Origin of the sequence: Cellulosimicrobium sp. NPDC055967 (genome assembly GCF_042269845.1) — a bacterium.
Taxonomy (GTDB): domain Bacteria; phylum Actinomycetota; class Actinomycetes; order Actinomycetales; family Cellulomonadaceae; genus Cellulosimicrobium.
Map to the genome: position 1 here is coordinate 1 of NZ_JBHJYJ010000008.1, position 16,897 is coordinate 16,897.

General features: G+C 75.7%; 13 protein-coding genes. 5 read left to right on the forward strand and 8 right to left on the reverse strand.

What is annotated here, in order from left to right; genetic code table 11:
* Window positions 1-61 precede the first annotated feature (61 nt).
* From obgE to ACFC2L_RS12005, 4 genes are all read right to left on the reverse strand, one after another.
* Complete coding sequence (obgE, locus tag ACFC2L_RS11990; RefSeq protein ID WP_264030657.1) at window positions 62-1,582, reverse strand: GTPase ObgE; 1,521 nt, start codon at window positions 1,580-1,582, stop codon at window positions 62-64.
* A 93-nt stretch (window positions 1,583-1,675) separates the two neighbouring features.
* Window positions 1,676-1,933, reverse strand: coding sequence for a 50S ribosomal protein L27 (rpmA, locus tag ACFC2L_RS11995; RefSeq protein WP_047234735.1), 258 nt, complete (start codon window positions 1,931-1,933; stop codon window positions 1,676-1,678).
* A gap of 86 nt (window positions 1,934-2,019) precedes the next feature.
* Entirely contained in the window at window positions 2,020-2,340 is a 321-nt protein-coding gene (gene rplU / locus ACFC2L_RS12000) for a 50S ribosomal protein L21 (protein ID WP_047234734.1), read from the reverse strand.
* Window positions 2,341-2,567: 227 nt separating this feature from the next.
* Entirely contained in the window at window positions 2,568-2,774 is a 207-nt protein-coding gene (locus ACFC2L_RS12005; protein ID WP_375824532.1) for a dodecin family protein, read from the reverse strand.
* Window positions 2,775-2,957: 183 nt separating this feature from the next.
* Between ACFC2L_RS12005 and ACFC2L_RS12010 the strand changes: the two genes are divergently transcribed.
* A complete protein-coding gene (locus ACFC2L_RS12010) occupies window positions 2,958-3,608 on the forward strand; it encodes a protein-L-isoaspartate O-methyltransferase (RefSeq protein ID WP_375824533.1) in 651 nt (216 codons plus the stop codon).
* Here the strand turns inward: ACFC2L_RS12010 and ACFC2L_RS12015 are convergent.
* From ACFC2L_RS12015 to ACFC2L_RS12030, 4 genes are all read right to left on the reverse strand, one after another.
* Window positions 3,569-4,240, reverse strand: coding sequence for a thymidine kinase (locus tag ACFC2L_RS12015; RefSeq protein WP_375824534.1), 672 nt, complete (start codon window positions 4,238-4,240; stop codon window positions 3,569-3,571). The two genes, ACFC2L_RS12010 and ACFC2L_RS12015, sit on opposite strands and share 40 nt — an antisense overlap.
* A gap of 57 nt (window positions 4,241-4,297) precedes the next feature.
* A complete protein-coding gene (locus ACFC2L_RS12020; protein WP_375824535.1) occupies window positions 4,298-5,815 on the reverse strand; it encodes a 5'-nucleotidase in 1,518 nt (505 codons plus the stop codon).
* A gap of 63 nt (window positions 5,816-5,878) precedes the next feature.
* The gene (locus tag ACFC2L_RS12025) at window positions 5,879-6,490 is read right to left on the reverse strand and encodes a GNAT family N-acetyltransferase (protein WP_375824536.1); all 612 of its coding nucleotides are present in this window, start codon (window positions 6,488-6,490) and stop codon (window positions 5,879-5,881) included.
* On the reverse strand, window positions 6,487-10,074 hold the full coding sequence (locus tag ACFC2L_RS12030) for an Rne/Rng family ribonuclease (RefSeq protein WP_375824537.1): 3,588 nt from the start codon (window positions 10,072-10,074) through the stop codon (window positions 6,487-6,489). Before ACFC2L_RS12030 ends, ACFC2L_RS12025 begins: the two co-directional genes overlap by 4 nt.
* Window positions 10,075-10,604: 530 nt before the next feature.
* On the opposite strand from ACFC2L_RS12030, the gene ACFC2L_RS12035 reads away from it, so the two are divergent.
* From ACFC2L_RS12035 to cydC, 4 genes are read left to right on the forward strand one after another with little or no spacing between them, the layout of a single operon-like run.
* Window positions 10,605-12,119 carry a cytochrome ubiquinol oxidase subunit I gene (locus tag ACFC2L_RS12035; protein WP_375824538.1) on the forward strand — a complete coding sequence of 505 codons (1,515 nt, stop codon included), beginning with the start codon at window positions 10,605-10,607 and terminating at the stop codon, window positions 12,117-12,119.
* Between the two features lie 39 nt (window positions 12,120-12,158).
* Entirely contained in the window at window positions 12,159-13,271 is a 1,113-nt protein-coding gene (cydB, locus tag ACFC2L_RS12040; protein ID WP_375824539.1) for a cytochrome d ubiquinol oxidase subunit II, read from the forward strand.
* Window positions 13,268-15,058, forward strand: coding sequence for a thiol reductant ABC exporter subunit CydD (cydD, locus tag ACFC2L_RS12045; RefSeq protein WP_375824540.1), 1,791 nt, complete (start codon window positions 13,268-13,270; stop codon window positions 15,056-15,058). Before cydB ends, cydD begins: the two co-directional genes overlap by 4 nt.
* The gene (cydC, locus tag ACFC2L_RS12050; protein ID WP_375824541.1) at window positions 15,055-16,884 is read left to right on the forward strand and encodes a thiol reductant ABC exporter subunit CydC; all 1,830 of its coding nucleotides are present in this window, start codon (window positions 15,055-15,057) and stop codon (window positions 16,882-16,884) included. The genes cydD and cydC overlap by 4 nt, the downstream gene beginning before the upstream one ends.
* The last annotated feature ends 13 nt before the right edge of the window (window positions 16,885-16,897 follow it).

The window sequence follows — 16,897 nt, forward strand, 5'->3', positions numbered from 1 at the left end:
AAATGGGCCCGGTCCCCTCGTGGGGACCGGGCCCATTTCCCGCCCACAACGGATATCCGCGTCAGTCGGCGTCGGGGTCCGTCCAGGTGCCGGCCTCGCGCTCGGTCCACAGCTCGCGACGCGCCTCGGCCTTGGCGTCCATGCGCTCGTGGTGCTCGCGACGCTTCTCCGAGCGCGTCGGGCGCAGGCGCTCGTCGAGGCGGTTGTCGGAGCCGCGCGGGCCGCCGAGCAGCTCGGAGCCGGTCATGAGCGTCGGCTCCCAGTCGAACACGACGGCGTTGGCGTCGGTGCCGATGCGCACCTCGTCGCCCCCGACCGCCCCGGCGGCGAAGAGCTTCTCCTCCACGCCCAGGCGGGCGAGGCGGTCGGCGAGGTAGCCGACGGCCTCGTCGTTGCTGAAGTCCGTCTGGCGCACCCACCGCTCGGGCTTGGCGCCGCGCACCTCGAACCAGTAGTCCGTGGCACCGCCCTTGCGCGTGACGGTGAAGCCGGCCTCGTCGACCGCCCGTGGGCGCAGCACGACGCGCGTCGGCTCGGGCGCGGGCGCCTCGGCCCGGGCCTTCTCGACGAGCTCGGCGAGCGCGTAGGTCAGCGGGCGCAGGCCCTCGTGGCTGGCCGTCGAGATCTCGAACACGCGCAGGCCGCGCGCCTCGAGGTCGGGCTTGACGAGGTCGGCCAGCTCGCGCGCCTCGGGCACGTCGATCTTGTTGAGCACGACGAGCCGCGGTCGCTCGGTGAGCGGCACGCGGCCGCCCTCGATGTCGAGGTCCTGCGCGTAGGCGGCGAGCTCCGCCTCGATGACGTCCAGGTCGCTGATCGGGTCGCGACCCGGCTCGAGCGTCGCGCAGTCCAGGACGTGCACGATCACGGCGGTGCGCTCGATGTGGCGCAGGAACTCGAGCCCGAGGCCCTTGCCCTCGCTCGCGCCCGGGATGAGGCCCGGGACGTCCGCGACGGTGAACCGGGCAGAACCCGCCTGCACGACGCCGAGGTTCGGCACGAGCGTCGTGAACGGGTAGTCGGCGATCTTGGGCCGCGCGGCCGAGATCGCGGCGACGAGCGACGACTTGCCGGCGCTCGGGTACCCGACGAGCGCGACGTCGGCGATCGTCTTCAGCTCGAGGACGACGTCCCGCTCCTCGCCCGGCTCCCCCAGCAGCGCGAAGCCGGGTGCCTTGCGGCGCGGCGACGACAGCGCGGCGTTGCCGAGCCCGCCGCGACCGCCCTCGGCGACGACGTACTCCGCGCCGTCGCCCACGAGGTCGGCGAGGACGGCGCCGTCCGCCGTCTTGACGACGGTGCCGTCCGGCACGCGCAGGACGAGGTCCTCGCCGTTCGCGCCGTCGCGGTCGTCGCCCATGCCCTGGGTGCCCGACGTCGCGTGCCGGTGCGGCGAGTGGTGGTACTCCAGCAGCGTGGTGGTCTGCGCGTCGACGACGAGGCGCACGGTCCCGCCGTCCCCGCCGTTGCCGCCGTCGGGGCCCGCGAGCGGCTTGAACTTCTCGCGGCGGACCGAGGCGCACCCGTTCCCGCCGTTGCCGCCGGAGACGTGCAGGACGACACGGTCGACGAAGCTGGCCATGGAACGATCCTCTCAGAGGTGGGTGTGCGAGAAACAGCAGGAGGGGCGCACCGCGTCGGTGCGCCCCTCCTGCTCGAAGCCTGTGGCTGTCGCTCAGCCCTCGACGGCGACGATGTCGATGACCTTGCGGCCACGACGCGTGCCGAACTGGACCGCACCGGCGGCCAGGGCGAACAGCGTGTCGTCCTTGCCGCGGCCGACGTTCTCACCGGGGTGGAAGTGCGTGCCGCGCTGGCGGACGATGATCTCGCCCGACTTGACGACCTGACCGCCGAAGCGCTTCACGCCGAGGCGCTGGGCGTTGGAGTCGCGACCGTTGCGCGAGGAGCTCGCGCCCTTCTTGTGTGCCATGACGAACCTGCTTTCGTGCTGGTTGCTGAGGGAGGGTGCCGGTCGGCGCGGGGCGGCCCGTGGCCGCTACCTCGCGCCGGGCGAGATCACTTGATGCCGGTGACCTTGAGGCGGGTCAGCTGCTGACGGTGACCCTGACGACGGCGGTAACCGGTCTTGTTCTTGTACCGCAGGATCGTGATCTTCGGACCCTTCTCGTCCCGCACGACCTCGGCGGTGACCTTGACCTTCGCGAGCTTCGCCGCGTCGGTGGTCACCTTCTCCCCGTCCACCAGCAGGAGAGCGGGCAGCTCGAGGGACTCACCGACCTTGGCGGACACCCGGTCCACCACGACGATGTCGCCGACGGAAACCTTCTCCTGACGGCCACCGGCCTTGACGATCGCGTACACCACGTTGCTGCTCATCTCTCTTAGTCTTGGCGTGCTCGTCACGGCGAGTTCGTCTTGGAGACTCCGGCCACGCCGCGGCGTGCGAGTGCGAGTCGTCCGTGGGCACACGGGACCGGCGCGCCTGGGCGCGCCGACGTTCAAGAGTACGGAAATCGGCTGGGCAGGTCAAATGGCGCGGGCGGCGACCGCGCGAACGATCCCCGCGCGCGACGGCCCCGTCCCGCGGTCTGCCGACCGCCGTCTCACTCGAGGACGAACGTGACCTCGAGGACGACCTGCCAGGTCGTGATGCGCCCGTCGACGACGTCGACCTTCTGCTCTTTGACCCACGCGCCCGAGACGTTACGCAGCGTGCTCGCCGCGCGCTCGACGCCGATCCTCACGGCGTCCTCGAAGCTCGTTTCCGACCGCGCGCTGATGTGCGTGATCCGTGCCACCGTGCCGCTCATGCCGGGCTCCCCCGTCCGGGGCGGGCGCACCGACGCGCCCGCGCACCCGTCGAGCATCCCGCCGCGTGCGGGCCCTCGCCACCGGGACGGCCTCGCGCGCGGGACGTCGTCCCGCGTCGCGACCGCCACGACGGGGGGCGGGCGGCGCGCGGGCGTGCCTACGCTGGCGGTGGAGGTGGTCGCATGCGCCCGGCACGCCCGCCCGACGGCACCCGCCGTCGCGGGCACGACGACGCCGTCGCCGCCGCGATGCGCGCCGTCGACCGCCGCGCGTTCCTCCCCCGCGCGCAGCGGCGCTGGGCGGGCCAGGACCGCCCGCTCGCCATCGGGCACGGCCAGACCAACTCGCAGCCCTCGACCGTCGCGGCGATGCTGCGGCTGCTCGACGTCGCGCGCGGGGCGCGGGTGCTCGACGTCGGTTCCGGCTCCGGGTGGACGACGGCGCTGCTCGCCGTCCTCGTGGGGCCCACGGGACACGTGCTGGGCGTCGAGCGCGACCCCGACCTCGCTGCGTGGGGCGCGGCGAACCTCGCGTCGACACGCACCCCGTGGGCCCGCATCGTGACCGCGTCGCGCGGCACGCTCGGCACGCCGGGCGAGCGCTACGACCGGATCCTCGTGTCCGCCGCGGCCGACGCGCTCCCCCAGGCGCTCGTCGAGCAGCTCGCGCCGGGCGGCCGGATGGTCGTCCCGGTCCGGCACACGATGGTGCTCGTCGAGGCCGAGCCCGGCACTCCTGGCGCGTCCGGCCCGGCCGGGGAGCCCGGCGGCGTCCGGCTCAGCGAGCACGGCTCCTACTCGTTCGTCCCGCTCGTCGAGGACCCGCCCGGCTGAGCGCGCCACGGGGGCGCCGGCAGGTGCGCGCGGCAGCGGGCCTCGTAGCTCTCCGCGCCGCCGACGTGGGCGGCGACGGGGACCAGCGGGTCCCGGGGTCCGTCGCCCGCCGCCGTCGCCTCCGGGGCCACCCGCACGTGGAACGCCGCGTCCTCGCCGCACACCGCGCACACCGCGGTGAGCTTGTCGACGCGCTCGGCCAGCGCCGCGAGAGTGGGCAGGGGTTCGAACGGGCGTGCGTCGAACGTCACGTCGAGACCGGCGACGACGACCACGAGCCCGTCGTCGGCGAAGCGCTGCACGACGTCGACCAGGTCGGGCCCGAAGAAGTGGGCCTCGTCGACCGCGACGAGGTCGAGCGGGCCGCCGTCGTGCACCAGGCGCGCGAGGTCGGCCGCGTCGCGGGCCGTCCGCGACGGGATCGCCAGACCGGAGTGCGAGCTCACCGTGCCCGTCCCGCGCCGGGTGTCGAGGACGTGGCCGACCACCTCGACCCGTCGCCCCGCGACCTCGGCGCGGCGGACCCGACGGAGCAGCTCCTCGGTCTTGCCCGCGAACATCGGGCCGCACACCACCTCGACCCGCCCGCCCGCGCGGGGCGAGGCGGCGGGGAGTCGCGCGGCGCCGCTCATGCGAGCAGTGAACCATCCCGACGCCGGCACCGCGCGACGCGGGCCGGCGCCCGCCGGTCAGCGGTGCCGGGCCGACCCGTTCGACGACGGACGGACGGGGAGCGGCTTGGGCTCCCCCGCCGGGCCGAGCACCGAGACGCGGTCGGGCGCACCCGGGCGCGCGACGTCGCGACGGCTGAGGAGCGTGGTCCCGGTGGACCCGGGGCTCTCGGCGTCGGAGGCACGGCCCGCGGGCTCCGCGCTCGTCGCCGCCGGGGGCGCGGCGTCTCCGGCGTCCGCCGGTGCGGCAGGGGCCACCGGGGCGGGGGCCGCGTCACGTCGCTCGGCCTCGCGCGCCGGCTCCGCGACCGGCGCGACCGCGGCGATCCCGGCGAGGCCTGCCCCGCCGACGCCCGGGACGGAGCGCACGAGCGGGAGCTCGCGCGTGCCGGTGCCCGCGGGGCGTGCCGGCTCCTGGGTCGGCGACGGGGGCCGCTCCTGGGCTCGCTCCTGGGCCCGCTCCCGTGCCGGCTCGTCCTCGGCGTCGCGCTCCCCCGCGGGCGCGGCGGGAGCCGGCGGGGTCGCGGTCTCGCGTCGTGCGGGCGCGGGCGGGACGACGTCGGCCGCCCGGGTGCGACGGGCACCGGGCGCCGGGTCCGCGGGCAGGATGCCGCGGTTGAGCTCGCCGTAGGGCACGTGGACCGACGGGGCGACGCGTCGCGCCGCCTCGACGACGGCGCGCTGGTCGTCGAAGAAGATGTGCGGGCGCAGCACCTCGAGCACGCCGTCCTTGTCCACGCCACCCAGGAAGAACGCGTCGTCGACGGTCACGCCCCAGGAGGACAGCGTCGCGACCGCGCGCTCGTGGGCCGGGGCCGAGCGCGCCGTGACGAGCGAGACGTGCACGCGCGGCTGGTACGACGCGTCGGCCGCGTGCCGCTCGCGCTCGACGACCTGGACGCGGTGGATGCCGACGAGGAGCTCGCGCAGCGGGCCGCGCCCGAGCGGGACGTCGGCGTTGAGCTCCTCGTGCTCGCGGAACGAGGCGAGGCCCCCGTCCTGGAAGTGGCGCTCGGACGAGTCGTCCGCGAGCACGCCGTCGAAGTCGAACGCGATGCGCAGCTCGTCGCCCGCCTCGTCCGCGAACGTCGGGTCCAGCACGTACCCCGCCGGGAGGCCGAGGTCGACCGCGTCGCGCACGGAGCGCTCGTCGGCCGAGAGGAACAGGTCGACGTGCAGCGGGCGGATGAACTCGTGCGGGCTGCGGCCCTGGCGGAAGACGGCGCGCGTGATGTCGAGGTCGTGGTGCCGGATCGAGCGCATGACCCGCAGGCCCGTCTCCGGCGAGTTGCGCGACATGACGATGACCTCGACGAGCGGGTCGTCCGCCGCCGGCGCCAGGTCGTTCAGCGCGAGCAGGCGGCGCACGAACCCGAAGGCGACGCCCGGGGCCAGCGCGTCGTCGCGGTGACGCTCCTGGAAGTCGCGGTACGCCGCCTCCCCCTGCGTGCGGAACACGCGGTCGGACTCGGTGAGGTCGAACAGTGCGGAGGAGGCGACGCCGACGACGAGGCGGCCCGAGAGGTCGTAACCCATGGCGGCATGATGCCAGGTGCAGGTGACGGGGGCGAAGACGCCGCCGAGCCGATCACGAGCCGGTCAGGCCCGGGCGGCCCACTCCCGGCGCAGGACGCCCAGGACGACGGCGTCGTACCGTACGCCGTCGACGACGCGCGCGTCGCGGAAGCGGCCCTCCTCGACGAGGCCGAGCGCCCGGCCGGCGCCGAGCATCGCGGCGTTCCCGGACCACGTGGCGAGGTCGAGGCGGACCCAGTCCGTCACCGAGAACAGGTAGGTGATCCACGCGCCGAGCGCGTCGCGGCCCAGGCCGCGGCCGCGCACCGCGGGGTCGTAGAGGCCGATGCCGACGCGCGCCCACTGCGTCTCGGCCGACTCCCAGTACCAGGAGCACGTCCCGACGAGCCGGTCCTCCTCGTCGGCGACGACGACGCGCCGCGGCGGGAGGCCGTCGTCGTCCAGCCCGCCCGGGCGGGCTGCCTGCGCGGCGGCGGCGTGCGCGAGCCGCGCGACCGCCGCGTCGGACGCGGCGTCGTCGGGCACGGGGTAGTACGGCCCGTCCCACCGGTGCCACTCGTGCTCCGGACGCAGCCACGCGCGGTACGCGGCGAGGTCCTCCGCGCGCCACCCGCGCAGGCGGGAGCGGGCCCCGGCGGCGTACAGCGGCACGCCGCCGGGTGCTGCCCGGGTCACTCCTCGCCGGGCTCCGCGTGCGCGTCGTCGCCGGGGGCCGGCGCGGGGTCCGCGCCGTCGTGGTCGTGCTCGTGGGCGTGCGCCGCGGCCGCGGCGATCGTCGCGAGCGTGGCCTTCACGGCCGCACGCGCCTCGGAGGTGACCTCCGGCAGCACCGGGACGGCCGCCTGCGGGAGCGTGATCGCGGTGTCCTTGGCCGCCGCGGCGCCGGAGCCCGACCCTCGCTTGCGGCGCGACCGGGAGCGACCGGCCTCGGCCGGCTCCTCGACGGCGGGGCTGCTGCCCGTGCCGCTGCCGCTGCCGTGGTCGTGACCCCCGCGACCGTTGCCGCCCGACTTCTCGATCGGGTCGGTGTGCACGATGAAGCCGCGCCCGTGGCAGTGCTCGCACGTCTCGCTGAACGCCTCGACCAGGCCCTGGCCGACGCGCTTGCGCGTCATCTGCACGAGCCCGAGCGACGTGACCTCGGCGACCTGGTGCTTGGTGCGGTCGCGACCCAGGCACTCGACGAGACGGCGCAGCACGAGGTCGCGGTTGGACTCGAGCACCATGTCGATGAAGTCGATGACGATGATGCCGCCGATGTCGCGCAGCCGGAGCTGGCGCACGATCTCCTCGGCCGCCTCCAGGTTGTTGCGCGTCACCGTCTCCTCGAGCGTGCCGCCCGAGCCCGTGAACTTGCCGGTGTTGACGTCGACCACGGTCATCGCCTCGGTGCGGTCGATGACGAGCGAGCCGCCGGAGGGCAGCCAGACCTTGCGGTCCATGCCCTTGGCGAGCTGCTCGTCGACACGGTGCACCGTGAAGACGTCCTGCGTGCCCGTCCACTTCGAGACGCGCTCGCGCAGGTCCGGGGCGAGCTCCTCGACGTACGTCGAGATCTCGCTCCACGCCCCGTCGCCCTCGACGACGAGCGAGCTGAAGTCGTCGTTGAAGATGTCGCGGACCACGCGGATCGCGAGGTCGGGCTCGCCCTGGAGCAGGGCGGGGGCCGACGCGGTCTTCGACTTCTTCTCGATGGCCTCCCACTGGCCGCGCAGGCGCTCGACGTCGGCGCGCAGCTCCTCCTCGCTCGCGCCCTCGGCCGCGGTGCGCACGATGACGCCCGCGCCGTCGGGCACGACCTCCTTGAGGATCTTCTTGAGGCGGTTGCGCTCGGTGTCGGGGAGCTTGCGGCTGATGCCCGTCATGCCGCCGCCCGGGACGAACACGAGGTAGCGGCCCGCGAGCGTGATCTGCGACGTGAGACGCGCGCCCTTGTGCCCGATCGGGTCCTTGGTCACCTGCACGAGCACGGAGTCGCCCGACTTGAGCGCCTGCTCGATGCGTCGCGGCTGGCCCTCGAGCCCGGCCGCGTCCCAGTTGACCTCGCCCGCGTACAGCACCGCGTTGCGGCCCTTGCCGACGTCGATGAACGCGGCCTCCATGCTGGGCAGCACGTTCTGGACCCGGCCCAGGTAGACGTTGCCCGCCATGGACGCCTGCGACTGCTGGGAGACGTAGTGCTCGACGAGCACGCCGTCCTCGAGCACCGCGATCTGCGTGCGGCCCGCGCGCTCGCGCACGACCATCGACCGCTCGACCGACTCGCGGCGCGCGAGGAACTCCGCCTCCGTGATGATCTGGCGGCGGCGACCGGCGTCGCGCCCCTCGCGGCGGCGCTGGCGCTTCGCCTCGAGGCGCGTCGAGCCCTTGAGCGCCGTGACCTCGTCGGCCAGGCTGCGCTCGCGCGGCCGCGAACGGGTCGAGGAGCTCTCGCCGCTCTCGCCCCGCCCACCGCGGCGGCGGCGACGCCGACGACGGCTGCCGCCCGCCTCGTCCTCGCCGGGCTCGGCGTCGGCAGACTCGTGCTCGGGCTCGTCGGCCTCGGCGGCCGCGCCGGAGTCGGCCGGCTCGTCACCCCCGGCGGGGGCCTCGTCGTTCTCGTCCTGCTCGCGACCGGTGTCCGGGCGACCGCGACGACCGCGGCCACCGCGGCGACGACGGCGACGGGGACCGGACTCCGCGTCGTCGGACGCGGCCTGGTCCTCGGCGGCGTCGGGCTCGGCCTCGTCCAGGTCGGCGAAGTCCTCCGGGCCGAACGCGTCGTCGGGGAGCTCGATCCCCTCGGCGACGAGCTCCGACTCGATGGCCTCGATCTCCTCGACGGCGGCAGCGTCCTCGCCCGTGAGGGCGACCTCGACCGTCACGTCCTCCGTGCGCTCCGCCGCCACCGGGGCGGCGGCGGACTCCTTCGGGGCCCGCTCGCGCGGCTCGGCCGCGACAGGGGCCGGCTCGGCCACGGGGGTCGGCTCGACGTGGCGCGGCGGACCCGCCGGGCTCTGGGCCCGGCGCGGACGACGCGGCGCGGCCGCGGGGTCGGGCGCCTGGAAGAGCAGGGCGGTCGTCGCGAGCCGCGGCGTGCTCGTGCCCGCGCCGGTGGCCGCGGGCGAGACGGGGGTCTCGGGTGCGGCCGTGGGCGCCGGAGCGTCGCTCGCCGCCGTCTCGACCGCCTGCTGCGGCTCGGTCGCGGCCTCGGCGGGGGCGGTCTTCGAGGTGGCGCGGCGCGAGCGGCGCGCGGGCTTCTTGGGCGTCTCCTCGGTGGCCGGCGCGTCCGGCTCGACGGGCGGCGCGGTGGCCTCGGCGACGGCGGGCGCGGCGTCGTCGGCCGTCGTGACCGGAGCCTGCGCGTCAGCGACCGTCGCGGCCGGGGTCGTCGCGGCCGGGGCCTTCGCGGTCGGGGTCTTCGCGGTCGGGGCGCCGGCCGCGGAGGTCGCGCGGCGCGAGCGGCGCGCGGGCTTCTTCTCCGCGGGAGCCTCGGACACGGCCTGCGCGGGCTCGGTCGGCCCGGCGGTGTCCACCGCGGACGCCTCGGGCGCGGCGGGGGCCTCGGGCGCGGCGTCCGCCGGGGCCACCTTGCGCGTCGTCCGGGTGCGCTTGGCCTTGCGCGGCGCGTCGGGGGCGCCGAGCAGCGCGTCCGCGTCCGGGCCGGTCGTCGCGGGCGCTGCCGGCTCCACGGCGGGCGGCGCGCTCAGCCCGAACTCGGAGAGCACGTCGAGCGGGGCGTCGGCGGGAGCCGGGGCGGCCTTCGTGGCGCCGCCCTGGGCGCGGCGCGCGGTGCGCGCGCGGCCCTTCGGCGCGGGCGTCCCCGGCGCGGTCTCGGCACCGGAGGACGCGGCGCCGGCGACCACCGGTGCGTCTGCGGGCACCGCCGTGTCTGCGAGCACCGCCGTGTCTGCGGGCACCGCTGCGTCAGCGACGGTCGCCGCGGGGGCCTCGGCCGCGTCCGTGGCAGGCTCGACGGGCGCGGACGTGGTCCGGGTCGCGCGGCGCGAACGGCGCGCGGGCTTCTTCTCGGCCGCCTCGGGACCGGGGGGCACGTCGGCCGCGGGAGCCGCGTCGGCGGGCGCCGCGGGGGTCTCGGCGGGGACGGTCGCGCCCTCGTCCGGCACGGCCGGCGTCTGGGGCGGGGCCGCGCTGCGCGTCGCGCGGCGGCGGGCGGGCTTGCGCCCGGTGGTGGTCGGGCTCTCTGCCCGGTCCTGGGTCGCGGCGGCGTCCGCCGTCGACTCTGAGGGGGTGCTGTCGGAGGTGCTGTCGAGCGTCACGCGTCGTGCTCCTGCTGCCACAGGGACCGCCCCGCACCGTGCGGCCCCTCGGGGCGGTCGGTCGTCGCTCGTGACGAGCGCACCGGAGCGCGTCGTCCGGCGACGGAAGTCGTCGGCCACGGCCGCGGTCCGCGTGCGCGGCGCGGGCGCCTGCCACCGGGCCCTTCGCCCCGGTCGGCGCTCCGACTGCCGCGGTCCGCTGGTGCCGCGATCTCGTGCTCGTCGGGAGGGCGATGCGGTGCCCACCCGGCTCCGCCCAGTATCGCACAGGGGCGCGAACGAACCTCGGCGACACGCACCGCCGACCGGGCCACCGGTCCCGCCCGGTCGGGACCATGGTCCCGATCGCTTGTGAACATAGTCACAAGCGGCGTGTTTTCAGTACTTCGCGTCATCTCCCGGCCCGTCGATGGGGCAGATTGGGACCAGCGCCGACCTGCGGCGGCCCTCCCCGGACCGCCGCGACCGGTGCCTCGCCCAGCACCTCCCCCTGAAGCCCGCCGACCCCGTCGGCCCCCCGAGGAGCGCACGTGGAAGCCCTGGATCTCGCCCGGTGGCAGTTCGCCATCACGACCGTCTACCACTTCATCTTCGTCCCGCTGACGATCGGGCTGGCGCCGCTCGTCGCGATCATGCAGACGGCCTGGGTGCGCACCGGCAACGAGCGGTGGCTGCGCCTGACCAAGTTCTTCGGCAAGCTCCTGCTCATCAACTTCGCCCTCGGCGTCGTCACCGGCATCGTGCAGGAGTTCCAGTTCGGCATGAACTGGAGCGAGTACTCGCGCTTCGTCGGCGACGTGTTCGGCGCGCCGCTCGCGATGGAGGCGCTCGCCGCGTTCTTCATCGAGTCGACGTTCCTCGGCCTGTGGATCTTCGGGTGGGACCGCCTCAACAAGAAGGTGCACCTCGCGTGCATCTGGGCCGTGGCGATCGCGACCAACCTCTCCGCGTTCTTCATCCTCGCCGCGAACTCGTGGATGCAGCACCCGGTCGGCGCGATCTTCAACCCCGAGACCGGGCGCGCGGAGATGAACGACATCGGCGCCGTCCTCACGAACAACACCCTCTGGGCCGCGTTCCCGCACCAGATCACGGCGACCTTCCTCACCGCGGGCACGTTCGTCACCGGCATCGCCGCGTGGTGGATGGTCCGGCTGGTCCGCACCAAGAAGGCGGAGAACGTCGAGCTCGCGCGGGACGTCTACCGCCCGGCCGTCACCCTCGGCGTCATCGCCATGCTCGTCGGCGGGCTCGGGGTCGCCGTCTCCGGCGACATCCAGGGCAAGATCATGTACGAGCAGCAGCCCGGCAAGATGTCCTCGGCCGAGGCGCTGTGCCAGGGGCAGGAGGGCGCCGCGTTCTCCATCCTCACGATCGGCGACCTGTCCAACTCGTGCGAGAACGTCACGCACCTCATCGAGATCCCCGGTCTCGCGTCGTACCTCGGCACCGGCCACTTCTCCGGTCCCGAGTCCTACCTGCCCGGCGTCGAGGACGTCCAGGAGCAGATGACCGAGCGCTACGGCGACGTCACCGCCGCCGGCGACCCGGTCACGTACACGCCGAACCTCGCGATGACCTACTGGTCCTTCCGGCTCATGATCGGCATGGCCGCCGGCTCCGTGCTCCTCGCGCTCATGGCGCTGTGGCTCACCCGCAAGGGCCGTGTCACCGACAACGTGTGGTTCGCGCGCGTCGGGCTCATCGCCATCCCCATGCCGTTCCTCGCGAACTCGTTCGGCTGGATCTTCACGGAGATGGGCCGCCAGCCGTGGGTCGTCGCCCCGAACCCCACGGGCATCGACCAGATCCGCCTGCTCACCGAGCGGGGCGTGTCCACGGTGGTGAGCCCCGGCGTCGTCCTCACGTCGATGATCGTCTTCACGCTCCTGTACGGCGCGCTCGCGGGCGTCTGGTTCACGCTCATGCGCCGCTACGCGATCGAGGGGGTACCGCTGGTGGTGCACGACGAGTCGCCCGAGGCGCAGGAGCCGCCCGACGACGGCACCGAGGCCGCAGACCGCCCGCTGTCCTTCGCGTACTGACGCGCCCGGACCCGTCCAGAATCTCAGGAGGACACCACCGTGGATCTCGCCGTCGTCTGGTTCGTGCTCATCGCGGTCCTGTGGACCGGCTACCTCGTGCTCGAGGGCTTCGACTTCGGGGTCGGCATGCTGCTGTCGATCCTCCCGCGCGGTGACAAGGAGCACCGCGAGAAGGAACGCCGCGTCCTCATCAACTCCATCGGCCCCGTGTGGGACGGGAACGAGGTCTGGCTGCTCACCGCGGGCGGCGCGACGTTCGCCGCGTTCCCCGAGTGGTACGCGACCCTCTTCTCCGGCTTCTACCTGCCGCTCCTGCTCATCCTCGTCGCGCTCATCGTGCGCGGCGTGGCGTTCGAGTACCGCGGCAAGATCCGCGACGAGGGCTGGGCGCGCCGCTGCGACGTCGCGATCCAGGTCGGGTCGTGGGTGCCCGCCGTGCTGTGGGGCGTCGCGTTCGCCAACCTCGTGCGCGGCGTGCAGCTCGACGCCGACCACCAGTTCGTCGGCGGGTTCTTCTCGCTCCTGTCGCCGTTCGCGCTGCTCGGCGGCCTCGTCACGCTCAGCCTGTTCCTGCTGCACGGCTCGGTGTTCGTCGCGCTCAAGACCGACGGCGAGATCCGCGCCCGGGCCCGGCAGCACGCCTCGGTCTTCGGCGTCGCGGCGCTCGTGCTCGCGGGCGGCTGGGCCGTGTGGGCCCAGGTCGCCTACTCCGTCCCGTGGACGTGGGCCGCCGTCGTGCTCGCCGCGGGCGGCCTCGTGGCGGCGCTCGTCGCCAACCGCCGGGGCGCCGAGGGCTGGGCGTTCACCGCCTCCGCGGTGACGATCGTCGCCGCCGTCGTGCTGATCTTCGGGTCGATGTACCCCGACGTGATGCCCGCCGTCGACCCGGCGAACTCGCTGACGGTGCACGACGCGTCGTCGACCGACTACACGCTCACGGTGATGACCTGGGTCGCGGTGATCCTCACGCCGCTCGTCATCGCCTACCAGTCGTGGACGTACTGGGTGTTCCGCCGCCGCCTGTCGACGAAGGACATCCCGGCGCCCGCGGGCCTCTCGCTCAAGAAGGTCCGCGAGGCGGCGTTCGGCGGGGCGTCGTCGGGCGGCTCGGCCGGTCGCGGCCTCGGGGCCGGCGGGTCGGAAGACGCGTGAAGCCGCTCGACCCGCGGCTCCTGCGCCACGCGCGGGCCGCGCGAGGGTACGTCGTCCTGACGGCGGTGCTCGGGTTCGCCACGGCGGCCCTGGTCGTCGCCCAGGCGGTCGTCCTCGCGTCGGTCCTCGCGCCGGCGATCCAGGGGACGGCCGACCTGGCCGACCTCGGGCCGCGGGTCGGGCTCCTCGCCGCCGTCGTCGCGGCCCGGGCGGCGACGTCCTGGGCCCAGGAGCGGTTCGCGCTGCGTGCCGCGACCCGGACCGTGGCCGAGCTGCGCGAGCAGGTCGTCACGCACGCCGTGGCCCTCGGGCCGCGCTGGCTCGCGTCCGGGCGCGGTCCCGAGGTCGCGACGCTCGCGACGCGCGGGCTCGACGCCCTCGAGCCGTACATGGTGCGCTACCTGCCCCAGCTCCTGCTCGCCGCGACCGTCACGCCCGCGACGCTCGCCGTCGTGCTGGGCCTCGACTGGGTCTCGGCGGTGATCGTCGCCGTGACCATCCCGCTCGTCCCGCTCTTCATGGTCCTCGTCGGGCGCCTCACCGCGGGGACGTCGGAGCGGCGCCTCGTCGTCATGCAGCGGCTCGGCGCGCAGGTGCTCGACCTGCTCGCCGGGCTGCCCACCCTCCTCGCGTTCGGGCGGGCCCGGGGCCCCGAGCGGCGCGTCCGGGCGCTCGGCGAGGCCAACCGGCGCGCGACCATGGGCACGCTCCGGATCGCGTTCCTCTCCGGCATGGTCCTCGAGCTCCTCACGACGCTGTCCGTCGCCGTCGTGGCGGTGGGCGTCGGCCTGCGCCTCGTGCACGGGGGCATGGAGCTCGAGCCCGCGCTCGCGGTGCTCGTGCTCGCACCCGAGGTGTACCTGCCGCTGCGCCAGGTCGGGCTGCACTTCCACGCGTCCACCGACGGCATCGCGGCCGCCGAGCAGGCGTTCGCCGTCCTCGACGAGGAGGCGCCCGAGCCCGGGACCGCGGCCGCCCCGTCCCTCGCGGGAGCCACGCTCGCCCTGCGCGGCGTCAGCGTCCGCGCGGGCGACCGCGACGTGCTCGCCCCGGCCGGCCTCGACCTCACGCTCCGGCTCGGCGGGCCGGGCCGCGTCGTCGCCCTCACCGGACCGAGCGGGGCGGGCAAGACGACGACGGCGCTCGTCCTCCTCGGCCTCGTCCGCCCCGACCGGGGCACGGTCGTCCTGACCGGTCCGGGCGCCGACCCGCTCGACCTCGCCGACGTCGACCCGGCGACGTTCTGGCCGCAGGTGGCCTGGCTCCCCCAGCGCCCGGTGCTCGCCCCGGGGCGTCTGCGCGACGTCGTCGCGGGCGGCCTGCCCGTGACCGACGCCGACCTCGACCGCGCCGCGCGCACCGCCGGCCTCGACGCCGTGCTCGCGACGCTGCCCGACGGCTGGGACGCCGAGGTCGGACGCGGCGGCGTCGGGCTGAGCGTGGGCCAGCGCCAGCGCGTCGCACTCGCCGCGGCCCTGCTCGGCGACCCCGCGCGCGTCCCGCTCGTCGTGCTCGACGAGCCGACGGCCCACCTCGACGCGCGCGGCGAGCAGGTCGTGCTCGACGCCGTGCGGGCGTTCCGCGACCAGGGCCGGACCGTCGTCGTCGTCGCGCACCGCGCCTCGCTCGTCCGCGCCGCGGACGACGTCGTCAAGGTCCGCTCGACGCCGCTCGACGATCCGCCGGCACCCCCGGACGGCGGGTCCGACGACGCGGCCGCGCTCGCCGCGGCCACAGCACCCACACCCGCATCCGCACACGCATCCGCCGAGAGGAGGCACCCGTGACAGGCCCCCGACACCGCCTCGCCGCCGACCCGCTGTGGCGCGCCGTCGCCCTGCTCGACGTGCGCTGGCGCCGCGTCGTGTGGGCCGTCGTTCTCGGCACGCTCTCGCTCGGGAGCGCCGTCGGCCTCGCGGCCGTCGCCGCGTGGCTCATCGCGCGCGCCTCGCAGATGCCGCCCGTCCTCACGCTGTCCGTCGCGGTCGTCGGCGTACGAGCCTTCGGCATCTCGCGCGGCGTGTTCCGCTACCTCGAGCGCCTCGCCTCGCACGACGTCGCGCTGCGCGGCATGGCGGCCCTGCGCGCCAACCTCTACACCGCGCTGGCGGAGGGCTCGCCCGGCGCGCTCGTCGGGCTGCGGCGCGGCGACCTGCTCGCCCGGGTCGGCGCGGACGTCGACGCGGTGGGCGACGTCGTCGTGCGCGCGCTCGTCCCGGCGGGCATCGCGCTGGCGATCTCCGTGGGGTCCGTCGTGCTCGTCGGGGCGTTCCTGCCCGCCGCGGGCGTCGCGCTCGCGCTGTGCCTGCTCCTCGCCGCGGTCGTCGCGCCGTGGCTCTCCGCCCGCTCGGCCCGCGAGGTCGAGGCGCGCGGCGCCGCGACGCGCGCGGCCATGACCGCGACGACGCTCGAGATCCTCGAGCAGTCCGGCCCGCTCGCCGTCTCCGGACGTCTGGGCGCGCGCCTGGACGACCTGCGCGCGACCGACCGCGCCCTCGCCCGGGTGACCGACGACGGCGCCCGGCCCGCCGGGGTCGCGGCCGGGATCGCGGCGCTCGCCGTCGGGCTCGCCGTGCTGGCGTCGCTCCTGCTCGGCATCCCCGCCGTCACGGCCGGGACGCTCGCCCCGGTCGAGCTGTCGGTGATCGTGCTCACGCCGCTCGCCGTGTTCGAGGCCGCCAACGCGCTGCCCGCCGCAGCCGTCCAGCTCCACCGCTCGCGCCAGGCGGCGGCACGCGTCGTCGCGCTCCTCGACGGGTCGGCACCGCGCGCGGCCGCGACGGCCCGCGACCCGGAAGCCCCCGGTGCGGCGGAGGCGTCGCTCGTGCTCGACGGCGCCGCGGCCGGGTGGCCGGGCACGACGCGCGTCGTCGTGGAGGGCGTGGACCTGGACCTTCGTCCGGGTCGCGCCCTCGCGGTCGTCGGGCCCTCCGGCGTCGGGAAGACGACGCTGCTCGCGACCGCCGCGGGGCTCGTCCCCGCGCTCGCGGGCCGGGTGGCGCTCGACGGCGCCGAGGCGAGCGCCCTCCCCCGCGAGGACGCAGCGCGCGGCGTCGTGCTGGTCGCGGAGGACGGGCACGTGTTCGACACGACGGTGCTCGAGAACCTGCGCGTCGCGCGGGGCGACGTGACGCCGGAGGACGCTGCGGCGGCGCTGCGCGACGTCGGGCTGGCCGCCTGGCTGGAGGCGCTTCCCGACGGCCTCGAGACGCTGCTCGGCCCGGACGCCACGACCGTGTCCGGGGGCGAGCGCCGTCGTCTGCTCGTCGCCCGCGCGCTGCTGTCGCCGGCGCCGCTGCTGCTGCTCGACGAGCCGGCCGAGCACCTCGACGCGGCCAGCGCCGACGCGCTCGTGCGGCACCTCGTCGCGACGACGCGCGGACCGGACGGCGGGTCGGCGGGCGAGCCACGACGCGGCGTCGTCCTCGCGACGCACCGGCTGAGTGCGCTCGAGGCGGTCGACGAGGTGCTGCTCCTCGGTGTCCCGGAGGCCACCTCGGGGGACACGGCGGACGCACCGGCGCGGGTCGTCGCGCGCGGGACGCACGCCGAGCTGCTCGGGCTCCCCGCCTACCGGTGGGCGCTCGACCAGGAGGCACCCGCACCGCGGTAGCCGCGAGATCGAC

Excerpts from the sequence above, each read along its gene's own strand:
- obgE (WP_264030657.1), bottom strand. The coding sequence starts at position 1,582 with ATGGCCAGCTTCGTCGACCGTGTCGTCCTGCACGTCTCCGGCGGCAAC.
- rpmA (WP_047234735.1), bottom strand. The coding sequence starts at position 1,933 with ATGGCACACAAGAAGGGCGCGAGCTCCTCGCGCAACGGTCGCGACTCC.
- rplU (WP_047234734.1), bottom strand. The coding sequence starts at position 2,340 with ATGAGCAGCAACGTGGTGTACGCGATCGTCAAGGCCGGTGGCCGTCAG.
- ACFC2L_RS12005 (WP_375824532.1), bottom strand. The coding sequence starts at position 2,774 with ATGAGCGGCACGGTGGCACGGATCACGCACATCAGCGCGCGGTCGGAA.
- ACFC2L_RS12010 (WP_375824533.1), top strand. The coding sequence starts at position 2,958 with ATGCGCCCGGCACGCCCGCCCGACGGCACCCGCCGTCGCGGGCACGAC.
- ACFC2L_RS12015 (WP_375824534.1), bottom strand. The coding sequence starts at position 4,240 with ATGAGCGGCGCCGCGCGACTCCCCGCCGCCTCGCCCCGCGCGGGCGGG.
- ACFC2L_RS12020 (WP_375824535.1), bottom strand. The coding sequence starts at position 5,815 with ATGGGTTACGACCTCTCGGGCCGCCTCGTCGTCGGCGTCGCCTCCTCC.